13 protein-coding genes and 1 rRNA gene are annotated in these 26,106 nt (G+C 66.3%); 5 read left to right on the top strand and 9 right to left on the bottom strand.

Annotated elements, in window-relative coordinates; genetic code table 11:
• Positions 1–22: 22 nt before the first annotated feature.
• Entirely contained in the window at positions 23–2,353 is a 2,331-nt protein-coding gene (locus J2X58_RS15740) for a Tex family protein (RefSeq protein ID WP_310049240.1), read from the top strand.
• A 201-nt stretch (positions 2,354–2,554) separates the two neighbouring features.
• Positions 2,555–4,351: an autotransporter domain-containing protein gene (locus J2X58_RS15735; protein ID WP_090179977.1), complete on the top strand. Its 1,797-nt coding sequence runs from the start codon at positions 2,555–2,557 to the stop codon at positions 4,349–4,351.
• Positions 4,352–4,551: 200 nt separating this feature from the next.
• Here the strand turns inward: J2X58_RS15735 and J2X58_RS15730 are convergent, their stop codons facing one another.
• From J2X58_RS15730 to J2X58_RS15715, 4 genes are all read right to left on the bottom strand, one after another.
• Positions 4,552–5,418 (bottom strand): DUF1481 domain-containing protein, encoded by an 867-nt coding sequence (locus J2X58_RS15730; RefSeq protein WP_090057797.1) that lies wholly within the window; start codon positions 5,416–5,418, stop codon positions 4,552–4,554.
• Positions 5,419–5,734: 316 nt separating this feature from the next.
• The gene (locus J2X58_RS15725; RefSeq protein WP_090057800.1) at positions 5,735–8,782 is read right to left on the bottom strand and encodes a TonB-dependent receptor; all 3,048 of its coding nucleotides are present in this window, start codon (positions 8,780–8,782) and stop codon (positions 5,735–5,737) included.
• A gap of 507 nt (positions 8,783–9,289) precedes the next feature.
• Positions 9,290–12,322: a TonB-dependent receptor gene (locus J2X58_RS15720; RefSeq protein WP_310049238.1), complete on the bottom strand. Its 3,033-nt coding sequence runs from the start codon at positions 12,320–12,322 to the stop codon at positions 9,290–9,292.
• A gap of 485 nt (positions 12,323–12,807) precedes the next feature.
• On the bottom strand, positions 12,808–15,888 hold the full coding sequence (locus J2X58_RS15715; protein WP_310049237.1) for a TonB-dependent receptor: 3,081 nt from the start codon (positions 15,886–15,888) through the stop codon (positions 12,808–12,810).
• Positions 15,889–16,444: 556 nt separating this feature from the next.
• Here J2X58_RS15715 and J2X58_RS15710 point away from each other — a divergent pair.
• Positions 16,445–17,038: a helix-turn-helix transcriptional regulator gene (locus J2X58_RS15710; protein WP_310049236.1), complete on the top strand. Its 594-nt coding sequence runs from the start codon at positions 16,445–16,447 to the stop codon at positions 17,036–17,038.
• A 48-nt stretch (positions 17,039–17,086) separates the two neighbouring features.
• On the opposite strand, the gene glyS is transcribed toward J2X58_RS15710, so the two are convergent.
• Together glyS and glyQ are read right to left on the bottom strand one after the other, a co-directional pair.
• On the bottom strand, positions 17,087–19,231 hold the full coding sequence (glyS, locus tag J2X58_RS15705; protein WP_310049235.1) for a glycine--tRNA ligase subunit beta: 2,145 nt from the start codon (positions 19,229–19,231) through the stop codon (positions 17,087–17,089).
• Positions 19,221–20,135 carry a glycine--tRNA ligase subunit alpha gene (gene glyQ / locus J2X58_RS15700; protein ID WP_090057809.1) on the bottom strand — a complete coding sequence of 305 codons (915 nt, stop codon included), beginning with the start codon at positions 20,133–20,135 and terminating at the stop codon, positions 19,221–19,223. Before glyQ ends, glyS begins: the two co-directional genes overlap by 11 nt.
• A gap of 66 nt (positions 20,136–20,201) precedes the next feature.
• On the opposite strand from glyQ, the gene J2X58_RS15695 reads away from it, so the two are divergent.
• Together J2X58_RS15695 and J2X58_RS15690 are read left to right on the top strand one after the other, a co-directional pair.
• Positions 20,202–22,016, top strand: coding sequence for a GspE/PulE family protein (locus J2X58_RS15695; protein ID WP_310049233.1), 1,815 nt, complete (start codon positions 20,202–20,204; stop codon positions 22,014–22,016).
• Positions 22,013–22,750, top strand: a complete 738-nt coding sequence (locus tag J2X58_RS15690; protein WP_310049232.1) for a glutamine amidotransferase — start codon at positions 22,013–22,015, stop codon at positions 22,748–22,750. The genes J2X58_RS15695 and J2X58_RS15690 overlap by 4 nt, the downstream gene beginning before the upstream one ends.
• Here the strand turns inward: J2X58_RS15690 and J2X58_RS15685 are convergent.
• From J2X58_RS15685 to rrf, 3 genes are all read right to left on the bottom strand, one after another.
• Positions 22,739–23,422: a rhomboid family intramembrane serine protease gene (locus J2X58_RS15685; RefSeq protein ID WP_090057817.1), complete on the bottom strand. Its 684-nt coding sequence runs from the start codon at positions 23,420–23,422 to the stop codon at positions 22,739–22,741. The two genes, J2X58_RS15690 and J2X58_RS15685, sit on opposite strands and share 12 nt — an antisense overlap.
• 2 nt (positions 23,423–23,424) lie before the next feature.
• Complete coding sequence (locus J2X58_RS15680) at positions 23,425–25,323, bottom strand: AAA family ATPase (protein ID WP_310049231.1); 1,899 nt, start codon at positions 25,321–25,323, stop codon at positions 23,425–23,427.
• Between the two features lie 552 nt (positions 25,324–25,875).
• Positions 25,876–25,990, bottom strand: a 5S ribosomal RNA gene (gene rrf / locus J2X58_RS15675).
• Positions 25,991–26,106: the final 116 nt, after the last annotated feature.

Here is a 26,106-nt window from a genome sequence, read left to right as displayed (position 1 = left end):
CCGAGCAACGCACAGGAACGACATGCAGAGCATCGAACAACGTATTGCCCAGGACATCGCCGCGAAGACCGAACAGGTGCGCGCGGCGGTGGAGCTTCTCGACGGCGGCGCCACCGTGCCGTTCATCGCGCGCTACCGCAAGGAAGTTACCGGCGGTCTCGACGACACGCAGCTTCGCCTGCTGGAAGAACGCCTGCGCTACCTGCGCGAACTCGAAGACCGTCGCGCCGCGATCCTCGACAGCATCGTCGAGCAGGGCAAGATGACCGATGCGCTGCGCGCCGACATCCTCACCGCCGACACCAAGGCGCGCCTGGAAGACCTCTACCTGCCGTACAAGCCCAAGCGCCGCACCAAGGCGCAGATCGCGCGCGAAGCCGGCCTGGAGCCGCTCGCGCTGGGTCTACGCGACGATCCGACGCTCGAGCCCGAGGCCTTCGCCGCCGGTTTCGTCGACACGGAGAAGGGCGTCGCCGACACGCGCGCCGCGCTGGACGGCGCGCGCGCGATCCTGATGGAGACCATCGCCGAGGACGCCGCGCTCGTGGGCGAGCTGCGCGACTGGCTGTGGGAGAAGGGGCAGATCCGCGCGACGGTCGTCGCCGGCAAGGAGAACGAAGGCGCGAAGTTCCGCGACTACTTCGACCACGCGGAGCCGGTGGCGAAGATTCCGTCGCATCGCCTGCTCGCGCTGATGCGCGCGCGCAACGAAGGCGTGCTCGAGATCGACCTCAACCCCGGCCTCGATCCCGAACAGGGCCACGCCGAGGGCGAGGGCCGCGTCGCGGCGCGCGCGGGCATCCACGATCGCGGCCGCGCCGCCGATGCCTGGCTGCGCGAGACGGTGCGCCTCGCGTGGCGCGTCAAGCTGCACCTGCACCTCACGCTCGACCTGTTCGGCCGCGTGCGCGAAGGCGCGGAGGACGAAGCGATCCGCGTGTTCGGCGAGAACCTGAAGGACCTGCTGCTCGCCGCGCCCGCCGGCACCAAGACGGTCATGGGCCTCGACCCGGGCATCCGCACCGGCTGCAAGCTCGCGATCGTCGACGCCACCGGCAAGCTGCTCGCCTACGACACGATCTATCCGCACGAGCCACGCAACCAGTGGGACCAGTCCATCGCGCGCCTCGCGCAGCTGTCGAAGCAGCACGGCGTCAATCTCGTCGCGATCGGCAACGGCACCGCCTCGCGCGAGACCGACAAGCTCGTCGGTGAAGTGATCCGCAAGCATCCGGACCTCCAGCTGTCGAAGGTCGTCGTCAGCGAAGCGGGCGCATCGGTGTATTCGGCTTCCGAACTGGCGTCGAAGGAATTCCCCGAACTCGACGTGTCGATCCGCGGCGCGGTGTCCATCGCGCGACGCCTGCAGGATCCGCTCGCCGAGCTGGTGAAGATCGAGCCCAAGGCGATCGGCGTGGGCCAGTACCAGCACGACGTGAACCAGGTGAAGCTCGCCCGCGCGCTCGACGCGCGCGTCGAGGACTGCGTGAACGCGGTCGGCGTCGACGTCAACACGGCGTCCGCCCCGCTGCTCGCGCGCGTCGCCGGCCTGTCGTCGGGCGTGGCGGAAAACGTCGTGAAGCATCGCGACGCGAACGGCCCCTTCCCCAGCCGCAAGGACCTGCTCAAGGTGCCGCGCCTCGGCGACAAGGCGTTCGAACAGTGCGCGGGCTTCCTGCGCATCCGCGACGGCAGCAACCCGCTCGATGCCAGCTCGGTGCATCCCGAGGCCTACCCCGTCGTCGAACGCATCCTCAAGCAGTGCGGCCGCGAGGTGAAACAGGTCATCGGCGACACCGCGTTCCTGCGCTCCCTCAAGCCCGAGGACTTCACCGACGAGACGTTCGGCGTGCCGACCGTACGCGACATCCTCAAGGAACTGGAAAAGCCCGGCCGCGATCCGCGCCCCGAGTTCGTCGCGCCGAGCTTCGCCGAAGGCGTCGAGGATCTGAAGGACCTGACCGTGGGCATGGTGCTGGAAGGCCGCGTGACCAACGTCGCCGCCTTCGGCGCGTTCGTCGACATCGGCGTGCACCAGGACGGCCTCGTGCACGTCTCCGCGCTCTCGCACACGTTCGTCAAGGATCCGCGCGACGCGGTGAAGGCGGGCGACATCGTCAAGGTGAAGGTCATGGAGGTCGACCTGCCGCGCAAGCGCATCGCCCTCAGCATGCGCCTCGACGACGTCCCCGGCGAAGCCCGCACGGGTCGCCCGGCACAGCGCGACGACGCCCCCGGCGGCAACCGTCGCGGAGGCGGCCAGGGCGGTCGCGGTCCGCAGCCGCCCAAGGCGACGCCGGCACCCGCCAACAGCGCCTTCGCCGACGCGTTCTCGCGCGCCCTGAAGAAATAAGCGGATCCGGCCATCGGGGGCGAGCAGCCCCCGATTTTCCTCAGGGGACAGACACGGCGGCGACGCAGTCCGCCCGGGCCGACAGGCCTCAAAGACACCATCCGACACCGCAAGGCACGACCTGCGGCGGCGCAGCATGCGCTGCCGTATGGCTTTCCATTACCGTAACGATTCTCTAACGCCCCACACGGAGTGAAACACATGCGTATTCGCCATCTCGCCGGTGCCATCGGTGCCGCCCTTCTCTTCAGTGCCGGGGCGCACGCCGACGGGTATCAGCAGATCGTCTCGTTCGGCGACAGCCTGAGCGACAACGGCAACGTCGCGATCCTGTCCGGTTCGCCGGTCGTCTCGCGCTTCACCACGAATCCCGGCACCGTCGCCGTGGAGAACATCGCGAAGCACTTCAACCTGACGCTGACCCCGTCGCTCGCTGGCGGCACCGACTACGCGTTCGGCGGCGCCCGCGCGGCGATCGCCAACCCGGTGCCGGCGACCTCCACGCAGGTCCAGCAGTACCTGGCCGCCAACGGTGGCAAGGCGAACCCGAACGCGCTGTACACGATGTGGATCGGCGCCAACGACCTGCTCGCCGCCGCCGGCAACCCGGCCACGGCGCAGACCGTCGTCGCCACCGCGGCGACGAACGAGGTGGGCCAGATCAAGGCGCTGCAGGCCGCCGGCGCGAAGACGATCGTCGTGTTCAATCTGCCCGATGTCGGCAAGACCCCGGCGGCTCGCTCGCAGGGCGCCGCCGCGTCGGCGGGCATCACGCAGCTGGCGCAGGTGTACAACGGCGTCCTGTCGGGTGGCCTCGCGCAGGCGAACAAGGGCATCGTGCCGATCGACACGTACGGCCTGCTCAACGAAGTGATCGCGAGCCCCAGCACGTACGGCTTCACCAACGTCACCGTCCCGGCGTGCACGACGGCCAGCTCGATCACCTGCTCGCCGGCCACGCTGCGCGATCCGAACGCGGCCGCGACCTACCTGTTCGCCGACGGCATCCATCCGACCAACGCGGCGCACGCGCTGCTCGGCCAGTACGCGATCGCCGTGATCACGGCGCCGCAGCAGATCTCGCTGCTCGGCGAAGCCGGCCTGGCGTCGAACGCCGCGCACGTGCGCACGCTGCGCAACCAGATGATGGCCGACAACTTCGGCGCCGAGTCGCGCGTGTTCGCGGCGGTCGACTACGGCCAGCAGAAATTCAAGACCACCGACACCTCGCCCAAGACCGACAGCGACAACGTCAACCTGACGATCGGCGCCGACGCGCGCGTCAACGACAACGTCTCCGTGGGCGTCGCGATGGGCATCGCCCAGTCGAAGGCGGACTTCCAGGGCGGCGGCGGCTACAAGATGCAGGACATCGCCGGCTCGGGCTACGCGTTCTACCATGCGGGCGGCGGCTACGTCGGCAGCTACGTCAGCTTCGGCCAGCTGAGCTTCACCGACATCGATCGCCGCATCGACCTCGGCGCCGCTCGCCGCACCGAGACCGGCAAGACCGACGGCTCGCACGTCGGTGCGGGCCTCACGGGTGGCTGGTGGTTCGGCAGCGACACGCTGAAGACCGGCCCGTACGTGTCGGTCGAGTGGGAGCAGCTGCGCGTGTTCGGCTACACGGAGCGCAGCAACGCCAGCACGGCGATGCGTTTCGACAAGCAGACCCGCAATGCCCGCATCGAGACCGCCGGCTGGCGCCTGCAGGGTGCATGGCAGTCGGGCAACACGACGCTGCATCCGTTCGTCGAAGTCGCCTACAACCACGACGGCCGCGCCGACGATCGCTTCGTCACCGCCGGCCTGGTCAACATGGCGGGCCGTTTCAGCATCCAGGGCTTCACCCCGGACAAGACCTGGGCGACCGCCGACGTGGGCGTCACGGCCGACTTCAACCAGACCTGGAGCGGCTGGGTCAGCTACACGGGTCGCTTCGCGGACGACACGCAGCGCTACAACGGCCTCAACCTCGGGCTGAAGATGGCGTTCTGATCCAACGCGCTTCGCACGATGAAAAACGCCGGCCATGTGCCGGCGTTTTTCGTTCCGCCCCTACCGGAGGGTGGGAACGGATCGCATCCGCGATGGGTGCTTGCGGCGAGATGGCCCACTGCCGCGGGATCGTCGATACGATCGGCTCCCACAAAAAAAGCCGGCACTTGGCCGGCTTTTTCTTGCACCGCGAATGGCGCTTACTTCTTGCCGCCGGCCTTCGAGTACATCGCCTCGGCCTGCTTGCGCAGGTTGTTGGCGTCGTCGTCGGAGAGCGTGTCGACCTTGCCGCCCGCTTCGTTCTGCTTCAGCACGAGTTCGCCGGCATCGTTCCAGCCCGCGCGCTCGATCGAGTTCGGCTTCGCGTCCTTGCTGGACTTCTTCTCCTGCACGATCACCCAGGCCTTGCCGTCCTTGTAGGCGTAGTTCGTCGAGGTGAAGCCCTTGTCGCCGTAGTCGACGAGCTCGATCACGAACACGACGTCGTTGCCCTTCTTGAAGATCTGCCAGCCGCGCGATTCGCCTTCCTTCAGCGCGGTGCCCTGGGTGACCTTCATGCCGCCGATGTTCTTCTTGACGCTATTGAAGCCCGCCAGTTCCTTCTCGCCCGGGGTGGCTTCACCGACGAGCTGGATGTTGGCGACGTTCTTCGCGCCCTTGGTGAGGACCGGGGTCTTCAGCGGCGAGGAGTAGTGGCGCTCGCCGTCCTGCAGCGAGGCCTCGAGGATGTACATGTCGTTCGGGTTGAGGTCCGACGGGTTGAAGTCCAGCTGGAACTGCTGCGGAATCGTGACCGGCGCGAACGTCTTGGTGGCGAGCGGCTGCGAGCCTTCGGCCGAGACGTCGAGGAGCTTGAGCTCCAGCTTGGCGTCCGGGCTGAGCTGTGCGCCCGCGTCGCGCAGCGTCACCGTGCCGGTGACGGCATTGGCCGGCGCGGCCGGGGCGGCATCGCCGCCGCTGGTGCTGGCGGACGCGGCCGTGGACTGGCCATTGTTGTCGGAGCCGCTGCAGCCGGCGAGGGCCGCCAGTGCGGCCACGGATGCGAGCGACAAGATAATCCTGCGCATGGTCGAACCTCGTTAAGGAGCGGAACGGTCGTGGGTCACGGAAGATACGCCGGCGCATGGCCGCAAGGACTTCCGGGGGGAACCTTGGAGCATACCGGCAAATGCGCCGCTGTAAAAGTCAAGTGACGGACCGGACAGACCTCGCGTTTCGCGAACGGGTCGGCAAGCTTCCGCTCAGGTTTGCCGAATACACGTAACTTCTTGCCACCAAACGCGTTCCTTGGCGGCGGGCAAAAAAAACGCCACCCGAAGGTGGCGTTTTTCTTACCCGATCGATGCGCCCGCCTACGCGGGCGATCGATCGCGACTTCCTCGATCAGAAGTCGTAGGTCACACCGAAGCGGACCGAGCGCGGGGTCTGGTACTGCAGGGCGCGGCGGTACTCCGGATCCGGAGCCGACGACACACCGTAGTACGGCGACGACTGGAGCTTCTGCTGCTCGTTGAGCAGGTTGAAGACTTCCACGCTGAAGGCCAGCTTGTGGTCGGCGAAGGACGGACGGTATTCCGTGCTCAGCGAGACCGTGTGCGTGAACGGCAGGCGGCTGCCCGAACCCGGGGGCGACGGCAGGCCGTTGCACCAGTGGTACGAATCGACACCGTAGCCCGCGTCTTCCTGCTCCGGACCGAAACCGCCGTAGCAGTTACGCGGCGCACCCGAGACGATGGCGATGTTGCCCGCGACCATCCACTCCGGGGTGATCTGGTAGGCACCGTACGCCTTCAGCGCATGGGTGTGGTCGTTGGCGAGCTTGCCGTTCGAGTACACCATCAGCGGGGCGTTATCCCACGCCTGGGTGACCGACGGATCGCTGCGCGTACCGGCATCCGTGTCGACCTGGCCTTCCGAGTTGCCGTACAGCTTCGAGTAGGTGTAGCTGATGTTGCCCCACCAGTTGCCGTCGCCCTTCTGACGCTCGAGGTGGAACTCGGCGGAGTAGTACTTGCGCTTCAGGTGCGGGAACCCGAGGTCCTTGTTCGACAGCGTGATCGAATCGTAGCCGCCGGCGGCGTTACCGACCGAGAACGTATTGGCGCGACCCGGGTTGAACAGGTAGCAGCCCACGGCGTCCCAGTTCTGCGAATCGACGTCGTAGCCCTTGGCCGCGAACGCGTCCTGCACCACGCCGGTGTCGCAATAGTCGTCGATCGCGTTGCCGAGCTTGCGGAAGGTCAGCTTCGCACCGTAGGTCCAGTTCGCGCCCAGCGCCTTGTCGAAACCGGCGATGAACTCGTCCTGGTACTCGGCCTTCACGCCCTTCGCCGTCACGACCTTCGGATCCGGCGTCTGGCCGTATTCGTTGTTGGTCGAGATCGGAGCGCCCACGCCGCGAACGGTGTTGAGCGGGGTCAGGCCGGTCGGGTAACCCGTGGCCGGATCGATGCCCGTGTACGAGAAGTACGTGTTCGTGTAGTACGAAGCCGAGGCACCGCGCAGGGCCGGGGCGGCCGGCAGCGCGAGGTAGTAACGACCGGCGTTGGCGTACACCTTGAAGGTGCTGTCGCCGTAGACGTCCCAGCTACCGCCCAGACGCGGGGCCCACTGCGGCTTGATCTGCGAAATGTAGGCCTGACCGCCGCTGTTGTAGTTGGTGAACTGATCGTTGCGGATGCCGAGCGACAGCAGGATGTTGTCGCTGACCTGCCACTTGTCTTCCACGTACTGCGCGCGCTGCTTCACGCGGACGCTCGCCGCCGTGACCATGCGGTACTGCGAGACGTAGTACGGCGTGCCGACCGGCGCGGCGACCTGGCCACCCGCGATGGTGGTGCGGCCTTCCTGCACGGTGCCGTACGACCACGAGTAACCGGCGTTGCCGTAGACGTACGTGCCGTCGTTGTTGTCACGGGTGTTCTGGTTGTCGATACCGAACGAAAGGGTGTGGTCGCCGAGCGTCCACGCCAGGTCGACGCGGTAGTTCGTGCCCTTGCTCTCGTGCTGCGGATCTTCGATGTCGCGCAGGTTCTGCGCGTTCGCGATACCGCCGGCGACGCCGCCGTTGAGTGCCGGATTCTGGTTGCCCGCGCCCGTGATGTAGATCAGGTTCGGATCGGTCGCGGCCGGCTGGGTGTAGAAAGCGGTCTTCTGCTTGCCGTACTGCGCCGTCAACGTCAGGGTGTCGGTGATGTAGCTGGTGTACTTCGCCAGCCACATGGTCTGCTTGGTGTTCGCGATCGTCGCGGCGTTACGGTACGCGCCACGGGTGTTCGTGTCGTTGTCGTAGCCGTAGATGCCACCCGAGTACTCGTCCTTGTAGGACGCACCGGTCAGCTCGAGGATGTTGCTGTCGTTGATGTTCCAGTCGATCTTGCCGTACAGCTTCGGATCGTCGTAACGGTAATCCGTCACGCGGGTCGTCGACACGGAACCGACGTTACGGCCTTCGCGGCGCGCGCCTTCGACGGCGACGAACGCGAACAGCGTGTCCTTGATCAGCGGGCCGCCGGCATAGGCCGAAGCGATCGCTTCCCAGTCCTTGTTGTCGCGACGGTACTGGTACAGCTCGCCTTCGTCCGGCGAACCCTTCGCGTAATTGATGTTGCGCGGATCAGCCTTCGCCCACTTCGGGGTGAAGAGCAGCTGGCCGCCGAAGTGGAATTCGTTCGTACCGCGACGACCCACGACGTTGATGACGCCACCGGCCGAGCGACCGTACTGCGCGCCGTAACCACCGGTCAGGATTTCCTGCTGGTCGATCGCGCCGTACGGCAGGACGATACCGCCGTAACCGTTGATCGGGTCGGTGGTGTTCATGCCGTTGACGTAGTAAGCGTTTTCGTTGACCGACGAACCGGCGAACGAAACGAGGGCCTGGCCCGTCGGGCTCTGCAGGCCGGTGCCCGTCACGCCCGGCGACACGCCCGGGGCGAGCAGCGCGATCGCTTCGGCGCTGCGGCCGAGCGGCAGCTGCTTGAGCTGGGTCTGCGTGATGACGGTGCGCGAGTCGACCGAAGAGACGTCGATCGGCGGCAGCGCGGTACCGACGACGGTCACGCCTTCGAGGTTCGACGCGCTGGAGGCGCTGGCCGCGGCGGAGAACGAGACGTCCGTACCGGCGTTGACGCGCAGCTCGACGTTGTCGCGCGAGTCGACGACGGCGCCGCCCTTCATCAGGCTGACCTTGTAGCTACCCAGCGGCAGGTTGCCGAACGAGTAACGGCCGTTTTCGCCGACAGTCGTCGAGCGGGTCGCGCCGGTGGAGCTCTGGATCTGAACGGTGTCGCCCGGTTCGGCCGTGCCGAACAGGCTACCGGTGGTGGCCTGGGCGAACACGTTACCCGTGAGGCCCATGCCCATCGCCAGCGCGAGCGCCAGCGAGGAACGACGCAGGACGGATGCCTGCCGGATGCTGCGAGAACTCATGCAAATCTCCCCAGATCGGCCCGAACCGGGCCCAAAAAAACAAGCAAAACCGACCGAGGCCGGAAAAAAAGTGGCTTCCTCGGTTCGCGTGTTCTTGGGGGACCAACCGGCGACCGACTCCTCCCAGAGTCGCGGCACCACCCTTCAGGAAACGCTCCCGACAAGCCTTGGACTCGCTGAACGCCAGCCTTTCAAGTGGTGCAGGAAAGGGGAACTCAGCATCGTCGACGCCGAACATAGGCGTACGCCGACCACCGTGTCAACAAATTATTTACACGGGATCGGCGTTTTTTCTAACGCCATATCGGCTCCAGCGGCGGGAGCAATTCCCTGAATCTCAGGGATTTTTACTTAGAATTGAAACAGTTCCGTCAAAAAAGCGCCCTCGTCCGCAGGGGCGAGGGCGATCTGGGGAGGCATGGATGCCTTTGCCGGCGGGAGGCCTCCCTTCCCCGCCGCCGACGTTTCTTCTTGTAGCTGCTTACCTTCGCTCTGTGCGCTTCTCGATCAGAAGTCGTACGTGATGCCGACGCGGGCATAACGCGGGGTCGTCTGATAGATGGGCACTCCGTAGCGCGCGTTCGGTTCGTCCGTACTGCCGCGGATTGGATAGATCTGCGTCGCTTTCCGCTGGTTGAAGATGTTGAACACCGTGACGTTGAAGCCCAGCTTGCTGTCGGCCCACGTCGGGCGGTACTCGATGGAGCCGGTCGCGATGTAGGTCCAGGGGTTGTGGCCCGCTTTGCCCGGCGGCGACGGCGTGCCTTCGCACCAGTGGTAGAAGGAGCCATAGCCCAGGTTGGGATTCGTCTGATCCGGCCCGTAGAAACCGAGGCAGCTCTTCGGCGCACCCGACGAGATCAGGATGTTGGCCGAGGCCAGCCACTCCGGTGCGATCTGGTAGGATCCGTAGACCTTGAACTGGTGCTTGCGGCTGTTGGCCAGTTCGCCGTTGGCGTACTGCATGACTTCCGCGTAGTCCCAGTCGACCGTCGCCGAGACCGTGTCCTGACGGATGTCCGAACGGACCTGGCCTTCCGAGTTGCCGTAGCTCTTCGAGTAGACGTAGTCGAAGCGGACCTGGTACTTGCCGTCCCACGCGTGATCGAGGTACAGCTCGAGGCCGTAGTAATTACGCTTGCTGTGCGGGAACCCGAAGTCCTCGTTGTTCATGTCGACGCTGTAGTAGCCGCCGTTGGTGTTCGGGACGAGGAACGTATTGGCGCGACCCGGATTGAACAGGTAGCTGCCCTGGATGTCGCCGATGGTGTCGGGATCGATACCCTGACGGATCATCTTCGCTTCGATGGCGCCGGCATCGCCGACGTCGTCGATCGCGTTGCGCAGCTTGCGCACGGTCGCCTTCGCGCCGTAGGTCCACTTGTCGGTCAGCGCCGCGTCGAAACCGAGGATGAACTCATCCTGGTACTGCGACTTGATGTTGGTACCGGCGGCGGTCTTTGGATCGCGGGGGATGCCGTACTCGCGGTTGGCCGAGATCGGGCCGCCCGTGCTGCTGAAGATGGGCGTCAGCCCCTGAGGCACGCCGTTGGCATCGATGCCCGTGTAGTTGAAGTACTCGCGGGTGTAGAGCGACGCGCCGGCCGACCGGAGCGCGACCGATGCCGGCAGCGCGAGGAAATAACGACCCGCGTTGGCATAGATCTTCAGGCTGGAATCGCCATTGACGTCCCAGGTCGCGCCGAGGCGCGGGGCCCACTGCGGCGTCGTCAGACGCAGGTAAGCCTGACCGTTCTGGTTGTAGTTCGTGAACTGGTCGTTGCGCAGACCGAGCTTGACCAACCAGCGGTCGTTGACCTGCCAGGAGTCTTCAATGTACTGCGCGCGCTGCGTCGTGCGCACCGACGCCGCGGTGCTGTAGACGTAGCGGGCGACGTAATAGCCCTGGCCGCCGGGCGGTGCGACATAGGCGGCGTCGGTCGGCGACCGGCCGATGATCGGCGTGCCGGGAGCGATCTGATCGTATTCCCACGCGTAGCCCGGACCCGACGTTGTAATACCGTCGTTCTTGTCGAGCACCTTCTGGTTGTCGATACCCGCCGTGATCGTGTGATCACCGGCGCGGTAGCTAAGGTCGATACGCAGATTGGTGTTGGTCGACTTGTGCCGCGGATCGGCGACCTGCGCCGACGGGTTCGCATTCGTGATGGGCGAGCCGCCGGTATAGGCGGGATTCTGGAACGTTGAACCGAGGATCGAGGGAAGCGCCGTCTCGCCTGCAGGAGCAGTGTAGTAGGTGCCCTTCATCTTGCCGTAGAGGGCGGTCAGCGTCAGGTCGTCGGTGATGTAGCTCGTGAACTTCGCGCTGTACACGTCCGCACCGGACTTGTTCTGCGGAGCGCCCGCCGTGTCCTTGCCGACATAATCGCCGCGGGTGTGCGTGGCGTAGTCGAAATCGTAGATCGATGCATCGTAGTTCTGCTTGTTCGACGCGCCGGTCAGTTCGAGGATATTACTGTCGGTGATGTTCCAGTCGATCTTTCCGTAGTACTTCGGATTGCGGTAGTTCTGCTTGTACACGAACGGCGCGGCGACGCTGGTGGTCACGTCGCCCTGGCGGCGTTCCTGCTCGGCGGCAAGGAAGACGTACAACGTGTCCTTGATCAGCGGACCACCGGCGTAGGCCGAGTACGTCGTGCGCCAGAACTTGTCGTCCTTGTTGTCGTCATAGATCTGGCCAGCAAGCGGTCCGATCCGACGGTAGAAATTGTTCGGGCTGGCCTTCGTGCCCTTCGGCTCCCACAGCACCTGGCCACCGAAGTGCCATTCGTTCGTGCCGCGCTTACCCACCTGGCTGATGACGCCACCCGATGAACGTCCGTACGCCGCGCCGTAGCCGCCGGCCAGCACTTCCTGCTGGTCGATCGCGCCGTACGGCAGCGTGATGCCGCCGAAACCGCTGAGCGGATCGGTCGTGTTGAAGCCGTTGATGTAGTAAGCATTCTCGGTCACCGCGCTACCCGCGATCGAAACGAGCGGGTTGCCGGTCGGGCCGACGAAGAACGAGCTGCCGGCCACGGCGCCCGGCGCCAGCAGCGCGATGGCTTCGGCAGTGCGCGCCAGCGGCAGCTTGGCGAGCTGCTCGGACGTGATGACGGTGCGCGAATCGACGGTGGACACGTCGATCGACGGCAGCGCGTTGGCCGAAACGGTCACGCCTTCGAGATTGGACGTATCGGCGGCCGTGGTGGCGCCAGCGAAATTCACGGTGGTACCGGCGCCGACGACGATGCCGACGTTGTCACGCGAGTCGACCACGGCGCCGCCGCGGCTGACCGAAACCTTGTAGGTACCCGTCTGCAGGTTGTCGACCGTGTACTTGCCCGACGGATCGACGGTGGTCGAGCGGGTCACGCCGGTGTTGCTCGTCACGGTGACGGTGTCGCCCGACTGGGCCTGACCGGTGATGCGACCGACCGTGGACTGCGCGAACACCGCGCCCGACATGGTGACGAGGCCGATGGCCATGGCCAGAGCAGTCCGGCGCCCCAGCGCGGATCGATATTGACGCGAACTCATGTTGCTTCTCCCCGAGAAAAATACCGCATCGCCAAACGAGCGATTTCCGGCAAGCCGAACCCGCCCCGGCCTGCGCCAGGTTTATGCACGGTTCGGTACTGAAAGGTCCCTCAAAACAACGGTATCCGCGAAAGGATCCCGCCCCCGAAATGCCACGGGTAACGTGGCCTGGATCACATATACGAAAGGCGGTCGCGTCTCCGCAATACGCATTTTTCACCGAAATTTTACTTGTCGACGCAGTTGTTCGCGCGACAGCATCGTCACGCCGCGTTCGAATCGCCTCTCGTCACAACCACTTAGGCGTGCGACACGTTTCGGGTCCGCACGAGAGAGTGAATTCGGCCTAGGAATCATTCCTAGAAAAAAAGCCCCCGGCCGGGCGGCCGAGGGCGATCTGGGGAGAGCTTTTTTGTCGCCCGCGGGGTGGAACACCACCCCGGGACTCTTCTTGTTTTACGAACTTTCGTGTCTTTCTTGCCCGATCAGAAGTCGTAGCGGGCCGTGAAGCGGACCGTACGCGGATCGAGGTAGTTGAGCTCACGGTCATACAGCGGGCTGACCGTCGTGCGCGACTGCGCGTAACGGAAGTTGTACGACGTGGGCGTCTGCTTGTTGAACACGTTCAGCACGTCGAGCTGGAAGGTCAGGTGCTTGTCCAGCCACGACGGGGTGTAGGCGGCGTTGAGGTTGACGATGTACGTCCAGGGCGTCGAACCGTGCGAACCGCGCGGCGAGAACGAGTAACCCGGTGTACCCGGCAGGCCGCACCAGTAGTAGAACGAGCCGTTGTACAGGCCGCGGTCGGCGGTCGGGTAGAAGCTCGTGCAGTTCTTCGGGCGGCCCGAGGAAATGTTGAGGTTCGCACCGAAGCGCAGGTCGTCGGTCAGCTGGTAGTAGCCGAACGCCTTGATCTGATGCTTACGATCGTTCGGCAGGCGGCCGTTGGCACCGACCATGAGCTGCGGCAGATCCCAGTCCTGCGTGACCGACACGTCGGCCTGACCGCCGTTACCCGTATCGAGGTCCGAGGCGAGCTGGCCTTCCGTGTTGCCGTAGCTGCGCGACCAGGTGTAGTCGATGCGGCCGTACCACTTGTCGGCGAACGGATGCTCGAGGTACAGGTCGACGGCGTAGTACTTGCGCTTCAGGTCCGGCAGGAGCAGCTCGTCCTTCGAGTAGTGGACTGCCTCGAGCGAACCGTCCTCGTTCTCCTGCAGGAAGGTGTTGCCGCGACCCGGGTTGAACAGGTAGCAGGCGCCGCCGAGTGCCGGGGTGCAGGTATCGTCGATCGCGCTGCGCAGCTGACGCCACGTCAGCTTGACGCCCCAGTTCAGGGTCGGGGTGATCGCCTGGTCCAGACCCGCGATGTACTCGTCCTGGAAGTGCGACTTCAGGCCACGCGCGGCCACGGTCTTCGGGTTGGGCACCTGGCCGCACTCGAGGTTGGCCGACACGGCGTTCGAGCCGTTACAGGTGTAGCCCGCCGCCTGGCTGACCGGGACGGGGGACAGGCCCGTCGGCACACCCGTCGCCGGATCCACACCGGTGTAGGTGAAGTACTCGCTCGTACCCAGCGAACCCGAGGCCGCGCGGACGGCGACGTTGTTGGGCATCGCCAGGTGGTAACGACCGGCGTTGGCGTACAGCTTCAGCGTCGAGTCGCCATACACGTCCCACGAAACGCCGAGGCGCGGCGCGAGCTGATGACGCTGCTTGGCGTACACGTCGCCATTGCGGTTGTAGTTGCTGAACTGCTCGTTGCGCAGGCCGGCGTAGACCAGCCAGCGGTCGGTGACCTGCCAGTGGTCTTCGATGTACTGCGATTCCTGGACCGTCTTCACCTTGGCCGAGGTGGTGGTGGTGATCCGGGTGACGTAGTAACCACGGTTACCGAGGCCGCCGGCGGCGGCCGGCGAGCCCACGCCGTGACCCGCGTCGATCGCGGCGGTCGGCACGTTCTGGAAGTTGTACTGCCAGTTGTAGCCGCCCGGCAGGACCGAACCGGTGAACGACGTGGCTTCCTGACGATCGGCACCGATGCCGATGTCGTGGTCGCCGAGGCGGTACTCGACGTCGAGGCGCCAGCCATGCGTCTTGTCGTACGAACCCGGCTGACGGATGGCGGCACCCGCCGTCTGGCAGCTGCCGTAGGTCAGGCCCGGCGCGCGAGCCTGGGCGGTGGCGACGGTGATGAGCGGGCAGGCCGCGTTGTAGCCGGCCGGGGTGTACACGTGCTGCAGCTTTTGTTCGCCGTACAACGCCGAGACCGTCAGATTGTCCGTGATGTAGCCGGTGTACTTGCCGACGTAGAGCTCACCGCCGTCCTTCTGGTACAGGCCGCCGTTCTTGGTCGAGCCGTGCGTCTTGTCGCTGTAGTTGAAGCCGTAGGTATCCGACGTGTACTCGGTCTTGTCCGAGACGCCCGTCAGCTCGAGGTGGTGGTCCTCGGTGATGTTCCAGTCGATCTTCGCCAACCAGCGGGGAATCTTGTACTTGTACTCGTTCCAGCCGTTACGGCCGACCGTCGCCGAGGTGACCGCACCGGCCGCCGTGCTGCTGGCGATGCCCTGGCCTTCGCGACGATTCATTTCCGCGTCGACGTAGAAGAACAGCTTGTCCTTGATCAGCGGACCGCTGGCGTAGGCGCCGACGGTGGAGCGCCAGAACTTGTTCTTCTTGTAGTACTGGTAGATGGTGCCGTCGGTCGACGGATAGAACCCGGTATTCGGGTAGTTCGAGTTGCGCTGGTCCGAACGCGTGCCCGACGGCTCCCAGATCGTGTAGATGCCGCCGTGCCACTCGTTCGTACCGCGCTTCGTCACGATGTTGATGACGCCGCCGGTGGAACGGCCGAATTCGGCGCCGTAGCCGCCGGTGAGCACCTGCTGCTGGTCGATCGCATCGAACGGCAGCTGGGTCAGGCCGATCGACGTGAGCGGGTTCGTCACCGCGTAACCGTTGATGAAGTACGCGTTCTCCGACGACGCGGAGCCGCCGAAGCTCGGCACGGGATTGCCGAGGGCATCCTTGTAGCTCGAGTTGGCGATGACGCCCGGCGCCAGCAGCGCGGCGGCGAGCACGTCGCGCGTGATCGGCAGCTTGTTGAGCTGCTCGGCCGTGAGCACCGTGCGCGTATCGACCGACGACACGTCGATCGACGGCATGGCCGTGGCGCTGACCGACACGCCTTCGAGCGTGCTGGCCTCCGTCGCCGACGCCGGCGCGGCGAACGAGACTTCGGAACCCTGGGAAATGGTGACCGCGACATTGTCGCGCGTGCTGACGACGGTGCCGTTGTTTTCCAGCGTCACCTTGTAGGTGCCCGGCTGCAGCGAGCTGAAGCGATAGCGGCCGCTCGAATCGACCGGAATCGAACGCGAGAAGCCGGTTTCCGGATTCGTCACGGTGACGGTCGTGCCCGGCTGCGGGTTGGCCTGGCCGAAGATCGAACCGGTCACGTTCGACTGGGCAAGCGCGCCGCCCGACATGGCGCCCATGCTGATGGCGAGGGCCAGTGCGGTGCGGCGACCGAAGGTCGTCGCCCGATGGTTACGCGAGTTCATCAAATACCTCTCCCCTAGAAAAAATCACGAATCGCAACAAAATGCGATGCCTTTTATGGCAAGCCGATCCCGTCCCGGCAGAGCCAGGATTCGCGTGAACGGTCTTTGCGTTTCCCCCTTGCAATGCGCCGTCCCGGCAGGACGACGACACCCCCTCACACCGCGATCGCGCGCGGATGCCTTCACATATACGTAAGGTTTCGCGGTTCGGCAACCACGAATTTCACGCCCCGATAACCTGCTTTCGCAATGACTTACGCGGCAGGTTCATGACGCCGCGCAAAATTGTGCGCCAGGGCAGCCACTTATGCGGCGACCCACCATGACTTCTGGCACATCTGGGAATTCGACCTAGGAAACATTCCTAACGAAATCAGCCCTGAAGCTGCCGCAATCGAATGAATTTCGAGCCTCATCGCAAGCGGCGCACCGCAAGTTTGCGAAACTTCTCAAGCGAAAGGCTTTCGAAGGGAAATTCCTGTACACCGAAGCCATGGGTCGCGCGTTGTGCGCGAGACGCCGGGGGGCGGTTTTCCGAATGACGAGGTTCCATCGCATGAATGACAACTCACGGGGCTCCATCCTGGCCGACGCCGCCAGCGGCGGCATGGACGTCCGGCCCCACGATGGCTCCGCCCAGCCTTCATCGTTCGCGACCCGCGTACGGGCGGTGATCAAGATGTCCGGCAGCGTCAGCGAGATCGCCCGCCGCTGCGGTTTCTCGGAGGGCGTGGTCCGCAGCTGGCGCGACGGCAACACCGATCCGTCGCGCGGCCGTTGCGTCACGATGGCGAAGACCCTGGGCCTGTCGCTGGTCTGGCTCGCCGCCGGCGAGGGGCCAATGATCCTCGATGGTACGAGCGAAGATGTCGCGCGTACCGATACGTCCGAATCGCGTGACCGTAGCGGCGGCCCGGCGCAGGCCGGCACGCTCGACGCGTCGCGTCTCGCGGCCGCGATGAAGCTGCTGCAGTCCGACATCGAGATGGCGGGAAGCCGGTTCTCGCCCGTCCGGCATGCGGACCTCGTGGCGGAGATGTATGCGATCCTCGGGCGCTCGGGCGACGCCGACTACGCGGACCGCATTGTCGCGTTCCGGCGCACGGTCGTCGGCCGCGTCCAGAGCGAGCCGGGCGCGGCGGCGGCCTGAAGGTTTCCGCGAAGCCGCGGTGCCGGGACAACCGGCACCGCTCGCCTTTCAAAGCCGCGAAATATCCGCGATGGCGCCGAAGCTGGCCTTCAGCTGCGCCAGCAGCGCCAGGCGGTTCGAACGCACCGCCGGGTTCTCCGCGTTGACCAGCACGTCGTCGAAGAAGCGATCCACGGGCGCCTGTAGCGCCGCGAGACGGGCCAGCGTGCCGGTGTAGTCGCGCGCGGCCAGCAGGGCCCGCGTCTCCGCACGGGCGGCGTCCAGCGCGGCATGCAGTTCGCGCTCGGCTTCGACTTCGAAGTGCGCCGGATCGACGTTGGCAGGAATGGCGGACGCGCCGGCTTCCTCGGCCTGCTTGCGCAGGATGTTGGCGACGCGCTTGTTCGCGGCCGCGAGGCTCGCCGCCTCCGGGCGGCGAGCGAACTCGCCCACGGCGCGAAGCCGCTGGTCGAAGTCGGGCAGCGTAGCGGGCGCCACGGCCAGCACCGATTCGAACTGATCGGGCGAGAAGCCCTGATCGGCGTAATAACCACGCAGGCGCTCGAGCACGAAACCGTGCACTTCGTCGCCCAGTTCGCGGCGGCGGGCGCCGATGTCGACGGGCGGCGCCTTGCCGTCCTTGCCCGGCTTCACGCCGGCCACGAGGGCGGCCTCCGGCACGAGATCGAAGGCCTCGGTGAGTGCGGCGCGCAGGTCGATGTCGATGCCGCCCTCGATCAGCGTGCGGGCCAGGCCGAGCGCGGCGCGGCGCAGCGCGAAGGGGTCCTTGTTGCCGCTGGGCTTCAGGCCCACGGCGAAGATGCCTGCCAGCGTGTCGAGGCGTTCGGCCACGGCCAGCACCTGGCCAACCTTGCCCGCGGCGATCGCGTCGCCACCAAAGCGCGGCTGGTAGAAGCTGTCGAGGGCGTCGGCGACCTCCGTCGCGATACCCTGGCGCGTCGCGTAGTAGCGACCCATCACGCCCTGCAGCTCCGGGAATTCACCGACCATGCGCGTGAGCAGGTCGCACTTCGCGAGGGCGGCCGCGTGAGTGGCCTGCCCGGCGTCGACGCCCACGCGGTTGGCAACCACGCGCGCGAGTTCGGCGACGCGAACGGTCTTGTCCCACAGGCTGCCGAGCGACTGCTGGTAGGTGACCGTCTTCAGGCCCTCCTGCAGGTCGGCCAGCGGCGTCTTGAGGTCGGCGTCCCAGAAGAACTTCGCGTCGGCGAAGCGCGGACGGATCACGCGCTCGTAGCCCTTGCGGATCTCGGCCGGGTCGCGGCTCTCGATGTTGGCCACACCGATGAAATGTTCCGTCAGGCGGCCATCGGCATCGAACACGGGCACGAACTTCTGGTTCGTTTCCATCGTGGTCACGAGCGCCTCCGGCGGCACGTCGAGGAACTCGCGCTCGAAGGTGCAGGCGATGGCGACCGGCCACTCGGTGAGGTTGGCGATTTCATCGAGCAGCGCTTCCGACAGTCGCGGCACCCCGCCAGTGGCCACGCGGGCCACCTCGTCGCGCACGCGCCGGCGCCGCTCCGCCGGATCGGCGATGACGTGCGCGCCACGCAGCGCGTCGAGCCAGCTGTCGGCATCGGCGACATGCACCGGCTGCGGATGGTGGAAGCGGTGGCCGTTGCTGATCCGGCCGCTCTTCAGGCCGAGGATCTCGCCCTCGACGATGTCGGCACCGTGGAGCATCAGGAGCGTGTGCACCGGACGCACGAAGGTGTCGTCGCGGTCGCCCCAGCGCATGGCCTTCGGGATCGGCAGGGACTTGAGGGACTCGGTGACGATCTCGGGCAGCAACGCGGCGGTCGGCTGCCCCGCCTTCACGGCGCGGTACACGAACCACGCGCCCTTGTCGGTTTCCAGCGTCTCGAGCGCCGCGACGTCGACCCCGCAGGATTGCGCGAAGCCCACGAGCGCCTTGCCCGGCTCACCGTCGGGACCGACGCTGGCGGCGACGGCGGGGCCGCGACGCTCGACCGTCTGTTCGGGCTGCGCGGTCGCGACGTCGGGAATGTGCACGGCGAGGCGACGCGGCGAGGCATACGCCTTCGCCGCCGCGAAATCGCCGGCCACGCCGCGCTTTTCCAGCCCTTCCACGACGCCGCGCGCGAACGCGGCGGCGAGATCGTCGAGCGCCTTCGGCGGCAGTTCTTCGGTGCCGAGCTCGATGACGAGCGGCAGTCGCTTATCGGCCATGGACGGCCTCCTTGTCTTTCTTCAGGCCGGGGAACCCGAGTTTCTCGCGCTGGGCGACGTAGGCCTCCGCGACGCTGCGCGCCAGGGTGCGCACGCGCAGGATGAAGCGCTGGCGCTCCGTCACGCTGATGGCGCGGCGCGCGTCGAGCAGGTTGAACGCATGGCTGGCCTTGCAGACCTGCTCGTACGCGGGAAGCGGCAGGCCCGCGCCGATGAGCTTCACGGCCTCGCCTTCGCACACGTCGAACCAGTGGAAGAGCTCCGGAACGTTGGCGTACTCGAAGTTGTAGGTGCTCTGCTCCACCTCGTTCTGGTGGAACACGTCGCCATAGGTCACCACGCCGTGGGGCGCGTGCGTCCAGACGATGTCGTAGATGCTGTCGACGTTCTGCAGGTACATCACGAGGCGTTCGAGGCCGTACGTGATCTCGCCCGTGACGGGCCGGCATTCCAGGCCGCCGGCCTGCTGGAAATAGGTGAACTGGGTCACCTCCATGCCGTTGAGCCAGACCTCCCAGCCGAGACCCCAGGCGCCGAGCGTCGGCGATTCCCAGTTGTCTTCCACGAAGCGGAGGTCGTGCACCAGCGGATCGATGCCGAGCGCCTTCAGGGAGCCGATGTAGCGCTCCAGGATGTCGTCCGGGTTCGGCTTCAGCACCACCTGGTACTGGTAGTAGTGCTGCAGGCGGTTGGGGTTGTCGCCGTAGCGGCCGTCGGTCGGGCGGCGGCAGGGCTGCACGTAGGCGGCGGCCCAGGGTTCCGGTCCGAGAGCGCGCAGGAAGGTTGCCGGGTGGAACGTGCCCGCGCCGACCTCGGTGTCGAGGGGCTGCACCAGCACGCAGCCCTGCTCCGCCCAGTAGCGGTTCAGGGTCTGGATCACGTCTTGGAAAGTGGGCGCGGACATGGTTCCCGGGTCCTTTGGAAAGCGGGCTAGTATAGCGGCGTGGGATTCACACGGGGTCGGACGTCAATGGCAGTCAATCCGCAGAACGGCGCGCTACTGGGCCGCCGCGGCAGGTTGGAACTGGACGAGGTGCTTGCCTCGCTGGTGGTCGACGGATACCTCACGGGCGAGGACGCCAAGCGCGTCCGCCTGGGTTCGCGCAGCGGGAAATCGGCGATCGAGCTGCATCCCCTCGTGCTCATCGCCAACGGCAAGGTGGAGAACGGGCGCGATCCGGGCCGGCCGCTCAGCCTCGAGACCCTCGTGGAGTGGCTCGCCGGCAAGGCCGGCCTGCCGTACCTGAAGATCGACCCGATGAAGGTGAACGTCGCGCAGGCGACCCAGGCCGTCAGCAGCGCATACGCGCAGCGGCACCGGATCCTGCCCGTGGCGGCGTCGCCCTCCGAGGTCACCTTCGCCACCGCGGAGCCCTTCGACACCGGCTGGGCGAACGACCTCGCGCACATGCTCCGCCGCGACGTCCGCCGCGTGGTCTCGAATCCGATCGACATCAATCGCTACCTGCTCGAGTTCTACGGGGTGCAGCGATCGATCCAGCTCGCGCAGGACGCGAAGGGCAACGAACCATCGAAGATCATCAACTTCGAACAGCTCGTCGAACTGGGCAAGACCGGCGAAGTCGGCGCGGACGATCGCCATGTCGTCCACATCGTCGACTGGTTGCTGCAGTACGCGTTCGAACAGCGCGCGTCGGACATCCACCTCGAACCGCGCCGCGATGCCGGACAGATGCGCTTCCGCATCGACGGCGTGATGCAGAAGGTGTTCGAACTGCCGCCGCCGGTGATGGCGGCGGTCACGGCGCGCGTGAAGATCCTCGCGCGCATGGACGTCGCCGAGAAGCGCCGGCCGCAGGATGGCCGCATCAAGACGCGTTCGGCCGGCGGGCGCGAGGTCGAGCTGCGTATCTCCACGATGCCGACGGCGTTCGGGGAGAAGGTCGTGATGCGTATCTTCGATCCCGACCTCGTGATGAAGGATTTCGCCCAGCTCGGCTTCTCGCCCGACGAGGATGCGGTCTGGCGCGGCATGGTCGAGCGGCCGCACGGCATCGTGCTGGTCACCGGGCCGACAGGCTCCGGTAAGACGACCACGCTGTACTCCACGCTGAAGCACCTGGCGCGGCCGGAACTCAACGTCTGCACCGTGGAAGACCCCATCGAAATGGTGTCCCCGGACCTCAACCAGATGCAGGTGCAGCCGGCGATCGACCTCGACTTCGCCGCGGGCGTCCGCACGCTTCTGCGCCAGGATCCGGACATCATCATGATCGGCGAGATCCGCGATCTCGAGACCGCGCAGATGGCGGTCCAGGCGTCGCTCACCGGTCACCTCGTGCTGTCGACGCTGCACACCAACGATTCGCCGAGCGCGGTCACCCGCCTGCTCGACCTGGGAGTGCCGCATTACCTCATCCAGTCGACGCTGACCGGCGTGGTGGCCCAGCGCCTGGTGCGCACGCTGTGTCCGCACTGCAAGACGGTAGCGACGCAGGACCCGGAGGCATGGCGCGTGCTCACGCATGGGTGGGACGTGCCGGTACCCGACCGCGTGTTCGAGGCCGTCGGATGCCTGGAGTGTCGCAAGACCGGTTTCCTCGGCCGCACGGGCGTGTACGAGATGATGCCGATGTCGGGACGTCTGCGTGCGCTGATCGCCGCGGACCTCGACCTCGGACGCTTTGGTGCCGCCGCCCTGAAGGAAGGCATGAAGCCGCTGCGGATATCGGCGGCGATGCAGGTCGCCGCCGGACTGACCACCGTGCGCGAAGTCCTCAACGTGCTCCCGCCCACCGAGATCGAAGAAAACAGTACGTCATGAAGCCCGTCCTGATCGTTCGCACCGGTCGCGCACCCGACGTCATCGCGGGACGCCACGGTGATTTTCCCCGCTGGTTCCGGCTCGGCCTTCGCCTTCGCGACGTTCACCTGCGCGTGGTGGATGTGCAGCACGGCGACCCCCTCCCCGATCCGGACGAATGCGCCGGCGCGGTGATCACGGGGTCGGCCTCGATGGTCACGGAAAAGCTCCCATGGAGCGAGCGCACCGCGGGATGGATCCGCGACGCGATGGACGTCGACCTGCCGATGCTGGGGGTCTGCTACGGCCACCAGCTGATGTCGCACGCCCTCGGTGGCCGCGTCGACTACCTGAGCGGCGGCCGCGAGATGGGTACGGTGACACTTACGACACAGGATGCCGCCAGCTCGGATGTGCTGGGTGCCGGCCTGCCGGCGACGTTCGCTGCCCACGCGACGCACGAGCAGAGCGTGCTGGAACTGCCTCCCGGCGCACGCACCCTCGCCGGCTCGGATCGCGATCCGCATCATCTCGTGCGATACGGGAACCATGCGCTGAGCACGCAGTTTCATCCGGAGTTTTCCGCCGAGGTCATGCGTGCATACATCCGCCGCAAGCACGATGCGTTGCGTGACGAAGGCCAATGCCCCGATACCTTGCTCGCGAGCGTCACGCCGACGCCGGTCGCGACGAGCCTTCTGCGCTTTTTCGTTCGCGAGCACCTGCTCGCGCGGCGCGAGACGTCAGCCGCGTAGCCGCCGGGCGATCGCCCCGCGCGAGAACAACGCGAAGACGATGCCGAAGACGAAGCCGCCGATGTGCGTCCACCAGACGACGGCGCCATAGCTGGCTCCCGCGTAGCTGAAGAGCAACTGCACCAGCGCCCAGATGCCGATGAGTACGAAGGCGGGGACGCGCACGAACTCGAGATACAACCCGAGCGGCAGCACGAGACCGAGGCGCGTGCGTGGGAACAGGGTCACGTAGGCCCCGACCACCGCCGACACCGCGCCGCTGCAACCGATGATCGCGACGCGCGCGCCGGTCAGGGAAATCGCACCGATCAGGTTGCCCACCACGCCGCCAAGCAGGAACAGGAGCAGGAAGCGCGGCGAGCCGAGGCTACGCTCGGCCGGAAGGCTGAAGATGACGAGGAAGAGAAGGTTGCTGAGCAGGTGCAGCCAGCCGGCATGGATGAATGTCGCCGTGAACAGCCGCAGCAGGGCTGGGTCGCTGATCTGCTCCCACAAAGGCAAGCCCGTTCCGAACAGATGGGCGGGCACGGTGCCCCATCGGAGCATGAACGCGGTTCGCTCGTCGCGACTGCTCAGTGCGAGCGCGACGAAGCTGACCACGCAGACGATCACCACGAGTATCGTCGCCCAGCACAACCGCGAGCGCCGGCGCGTGTCGACGTGAACGAACATGCTCAGGGCACGCCGCGCGCGAGGTGTGGTCCGTTCGTGTCGAGGGACGACAACGCGAACATGGTTTCCGGCCCGATCACGCCATCGGCGGCGATGCCGAAACGGCGCTGCAGCGTCAGCACGCGCGTTTCCACGGACCGGTCGAACGTCGTCGGCGATGTGCCGGGTGCCGCCGCCGGGTCCGGAGGCAAACGCTCGAGTGCCCATGCCAGCCCGTCGCCACTGCTGCCGCGCGACAGCTTGCCGGGCATGTCGGGATCCACCCGGAAAACGGCGTAGAAGCGGCCGTTCCAGACCTGTTCGAAGGCCTCGCGCGTCAGTTCGACGTACTTCCCGCCGAGGTAGAGCCGGACCGCCTCATCGCCCGCGCCTACCAGCAACACCTGTTGCTTCGCGTTGGCGTCGTCGAGCTCCAGCACGATCGGCCGGTCGAATCGCCGAAGCTGGTCGAGCGAGCCCCGACCGCTGACGCATGCGAAGCCCGGGAAGATCACGGCGTCGCAGTTGATGGCGTTGGCGACGGACGTCTCCTTGGACGAGACCTGCCAGCGCGCGAGGAGCTCGCCCCAGACACGGAGTTTGCCGACGTCGGGCAAGGGGAGCGCATCGTGGAACTTCGCGAGTGCCTGCTCGGGTGTGGCGGTCACGAGACTCTTCGGCCGCGAAGGACTGTGGCCCGTGAAGAACCAGGTCGCCGCGCCGCCGATGACGATGATCGCGACCAGCACGGCGGCCGCCAGCAACGCCTTGCGATAGCGCCGGATCCAGTAGAGCGCGTGCTCGGGCAACGCTTCGCGCACGACGAACCCCAGCGCGCGCTCGCCGATCGATTGTTCGCCCCGCTCGGCCGCTCGCTCGAGGGCGCGCTGAGCCAGGGTATTCAGACGACGGGGATTACCTCTGCCGTCGTCGCGCAGGCTACGCAGCCCGAGGCGGCTGAAGGGCATCTGCGTCGTGCCAGCGACATGCAGGCGGTGCCGGACGTAGCGCTCGCTTTCCTCATCGGTCAGGGGCGGCAGGCTCAGACGACGCTGGATGTGCGCCGAAATCGTGGGCGCGCCGTCCGTGGACAAGCGCTCCAGCAGGGTCGACTCGCCTGCGAGAACCACATGGAACGGAGCGCCCGCTTTCTCGCTGGCCACGAGAATCCGCTCGACCAGCGACAGATCGTCATCGCCAAGTTCTTCGGCGTCATCGAGAATCCAGAGGTAGCGGTGATTGACGTGGTTTGACAGGCGCGCCAGACCCGCGGCGAGCCCATCGACGAGATGCTCGCGCGTGTTGGCGTCGGCGCTCAGGGGCAGCGGGAGCCCGAAACCGGCGTACAGCGAACGGAGCCAGGCGACGGTCTCGAGCGCATAGTCGCCGGCGCCATGACGCACGGCGCGGACACCGTGATTCGGCGCATCGGCTTCAATCAGCAGGCACGACAGCGTCTTACCCACGCCAGCATCGCCGGTGATCAGCGTGACACTGGAGGCTCCCGCACCCACCTCGTATTCCACGTGCGCCAGGATCTCCCGCTCACGTGCGAACAGGCACGCGAAGCGCGGATCCGGTGCGTCGCCGAACGGCGGCTCGCGAAGTCCGAATGTCTGTAGATACATGGGCCTACTGTAGCGGATTCGCTGAGAAAGATCGGCACGGTAGCGCCGTGGGCGCGGCGTTGAGTACGACGGCTGTCGCGATACCCGTGACCGCAGGACCTGTGGCGTGCGGCGAGAAGCGGTCGCGGCCAGGTCCGCTCCCACACAAGCGCGCGACACGGCGGCCTGTGGGAGCGCACCGGGGCGCGACGGCTTGTCGCGAGGTGCCGCAGGGCCTGAGGCGTGCGGCGAGGAGCCGTCGCGGCCAGGTCCGCTCCCACACAAGCGCGCGACACGGCGGCCGTTGGAGCGCACCGGGGCGCGACGGCTTGTCGCGAGGTGTTGCAGGACCTGTGGCGTGCGGCGAGAAGCGGTCGCGGCCAGGTCCGCTCCTACACGAGCGCGCGACACGGCGGCCTGTGGGAGCGCACCTGGGCGCGACGGCTTGTCGCGAGGTGCCGCAGGGCCTGAGGCGTGCGGCGAGGAGCCGTCACGGCCAGGTCCGCTCCCACACAAGCGCGCGACACGGCGGCCGTTGGAGCGCACCTGGGCGCGACGGCTTGTCGCGAGGTGTTGCAGGACCTGCGGCGTGCGGCGAGAAGCGGTCGCGGCCAGGTCCGCTCCCACACAAGCGCGCGACACGGCGGCCTGTGGGGCGCGACGGCTTGTCGCGAGGTGTTGCAGGACCTGTGGCGTGCGGCGAGGAGCCGTCGCGGCCAGGTCCGCTCCCACAGCGCAAAAGAAAAAACCCGGCCTCAATGAGACCGGGTTTTTAGGATAAAGCCCCTGGCGGTGACCTGTTGCGGGTCGCGCGATGCGCAAAAGAAAAAACCCGGCCTCAATGAGACCGGGTTTTTAGGATAAAGCCCCTGGCGGTGACCTACTCTTGCATGGCTTGAGCCACACTACCATCGGCGCATGCGCGTTTCACTTCTGAGTTCGGGATGGGATCAGGTGGTACCACGCCGCTATGGCCGCCAGGGAAGGGGTGGGAGCAGCGCAGGTGCGCCGGCTCCACAGAGGGTTGTAAACGAGTGACAAGCGTCCGGGGTCGACCGGAGGATTGTATTAAGACGGTGAAGCGTCTTGGGGTTATAT

It is taken from the genome of Luteibacter sp. 3190, from assembly GCF_031456385.1.
Lineage (GTDB): Bacteria > Pseudomonadota > Gammaproteobacteria > Xanthomonadales > Rhodanobacteraceae > Luteibacter.
This window is presented reverse-complemented; position numbering and strand designations above follow the sequence as displayed.

What these genes read in the sequence shown, in the direction of transcription:
- J2X58_RS15690 (WP_310049232.1), top strand. Translation starts at nt 22,013, where the DNA reads ATGAAGCCCGTCCTGATCGTTCGCACCGGTCGCGCACCCGACGTCATC.
- J2X58_RS15735 (WP_090179977.1), top strand. Translation starts at nt 2,555, where the DNA reads ATGCGTATTCGCCATCTCGCCGGTGCCATCGGTGCCGCCCTTCTCTTC.
- J2X58_RS15730 (WP_090057797.1), bottom strand. Translation starts at nt 5,418, where the DNA reads ATGCGCAGGATTATCTTGTCGCTCGCATCCGTGGCCGCACTGGCGGCC.
- J2X58_RS15695 (WP_310049233.1), top strand. Translation starts at nt 20,202, where the DNA reads ATGGCAGTCAATCCGCAGAACGGCGCGCTACTGGGCCGCCGCGGCAGG.
- J2X58_RS15710 (WP_310049236.1), top strand. Translation starts at nt 16,445, where the DNA reads ATGAATGACAACTCACGGGGCTCCATCCTGGCCGACGCCGCCAGCGGC.
- J2X58_RS15720 (WP_310049238.1), bottom strand. Translation starts at nt 12,322, where the DNA reads ATGAGTTCGCGTCAATATCGATCCGCGCTGGGGCGCCGGACTGCTCTG.
- J2X58_RS15740 (WP_310049240.1), top strand. Translation starts at nt 23, where the DNA reads ATGCAGAGCATCGAACAACGTATTGCCCAGGACATCGCCGCGAAGACC.
- J2X58_RS15725 (WP_090057800.1), bottom strand. Translation starts at nt 8,782, where the DNA reads ATGAGTTCTCGCAGCATCCGGCAGGCATCCGTCCTGCGTCGTTCCTCG.
- J2X58_RS15715 (WP_310049237.1), bottom strand. Translation starts at nt 15,888, where the DNA reads ATGAACTCGCGTAACCATCGGGCGACGACCTTCGGTCGCCGCACCGCA.
- glyQ (WP_090057809.1), bottom strand. Translation starts at nt 20,135, where the DNA reads ATGTCCGCGCCCACTTTCCAAGACGTGATCCAGACCCTGAACCGCTAC.
- J2X58_RS15685 (WP_090057817.1), bottom strand. Translation starts at nt 23,422, where the DNA reads ATGTTCGTTCACGTCGACACGCGCCGGCGCTCGCGGTTGTGCTGGGCG.
- glyS (WP_310049235.1), bottom strand. Translation starts at nt 19,231, where the DNA reads ATGGCCGATAAGCGACTGCCGCTCGTCATCGAGCTCGGCACCGAAGAA.